This is a genomic window from Geomonas sp. (genome assembly GCF_056994735.1).
Genome location: NZ_JBXKJL010000065.1, coordinates 1 through 1,548, shown reverse-complemented (window position 1 = coordinate 1,548; position 1,548 = coordinate 1). Strand labels below are relative to the sequence as shown.

The window sequence follows — 1,548 nt, the reverse complement described above, 5'->3', positions numbered from 1 at the left end:
ACGCCCCTGCCCCGGCCTTCGATCGCGCCATGTGCATGGAGTTCGCCATAGGCTCGGTCGGGCGCATGCTGGGCGAGGCTTTCGCCGAGGCTGACACCTTCCCGACCCGTGTCCGGCTGCCGGACGAGCCGCTCATGCTGGTCGACCGCATCATGGTCCTAGAAGGCGAAGCCAAATCGATGACCAGCGGCCGTGTGGTGACCGAGCACGACGTCCTGCTGGGGGCCTGGTACCTCGATGGCGGCCGCATCCCGACCTGCGTGGCGGTAGAAGCCGGTCAGGCCGATCTCTTTCTCTCCGGTTACCTCGGCATCGACTTCATCACCCGTGGTCTGGCCGTCTACCGTCTGCTCGATGCCGTGGTGACGTTCCACAGAGAGCTTCCGATTCCGGGCGAGACCATCAACTACGACATCCGCATCGAGCGCTTCTTCCGCCAGGGCGAGACGTACCTCTTCCGTTTCCATTTCGAGGCCACCGTGAACGGCGAGCCGCTGATGTCCATGCGAAACGGCTGCGCAGGCTTCTTCACGCAGGCTGAACTCGAGGCTGGAAAAGGCATCGTGCGCGGCGCCGTCGACCTGCGCCCGCGTTCGGGGAAACTTCCTGCAGACTGGACGGACCTTGTGCCGATGGGTTCAGCTGCGTACTCCGCGCAGCAGCTTGATACTCTCCGTCGCGGCGACCTCGCCGGGTGTTTCGGTGAACTATTCTCGGGCCTCAAAATGCACAAGCCGCTGACCATCCCCGGAGGGCGGATGCAGCTCGTGCACCGGGTTATGGAGCTTGCGCCGAAGGGCGGACGCTACCAGATGGGCTTCATCCGGGCCGAGGCCGACATTCATCCCGATGACTGGTTCATCACCTGCCATTTCGTCGACGACAAGGTCATGCCCGGCACCTTGATGTACGAGTGCTGCATGCACACGCTGCGCATCTTCCTCCTCAGGATGGGGTGGGTCGCCGAGTCGGATGGTGCCGCCTGGCAGCCGGTTCCGGGCGTGGCCAGCCAGCTCTGCTGCCGCGGCCAGGTGCTGGAGACGACCAGGGTGGTGGCCTACGAGGTGACCGTTCGCGAGCTGGGATATCGGCCGGAGCCGTATGCCATTGTCGATGCGCTGATGTACGCCGACGGCAGGCCCGTCGTCGAGATCACCAACATGTCGGTGCGGCTCACGGGGACCAATAAGGAGACGCTTCTCAATCTCTGGCAATCCGCAACCGGTCCCAACCATCCCGTTGAAGGGGTGGGAGTTCAAGGGGGAGGAGAGCTCTCCGCGGTCCAGTACGACCGCAAGCCCCCCGTCTACACGAAGCAGCAGATCCTGGCCTACAGCAACGGCAAGCCTTCCGAAGGCTTCGGCGACAGGTACCTGGTCTTCGACTCCGAAAGGAAGATCGCCCGCCTCCCCGGCCCGCCCTTCCAGTTCATGGATCGCGTCACCGCCGTGCGTGGGGAGCCGTGGAAAATGGTCGCCGGCGCCATGGCCGAGGCGCAGTACGACATTCCGGGTGGCGAGTGGTACTTCGGAGCCGACCGGCAGCCGC

Annotated in this window: 1 pseudogene; it reads left to right on the top strand. The window is 64.5% G+C overall.

The features are described 5' to 3' along the window. A pseudogene (locus AC11W3_RS03215) lies at positions 1–1,548 on the top strand (type I polyketide synthase); the annotation flags it as partial.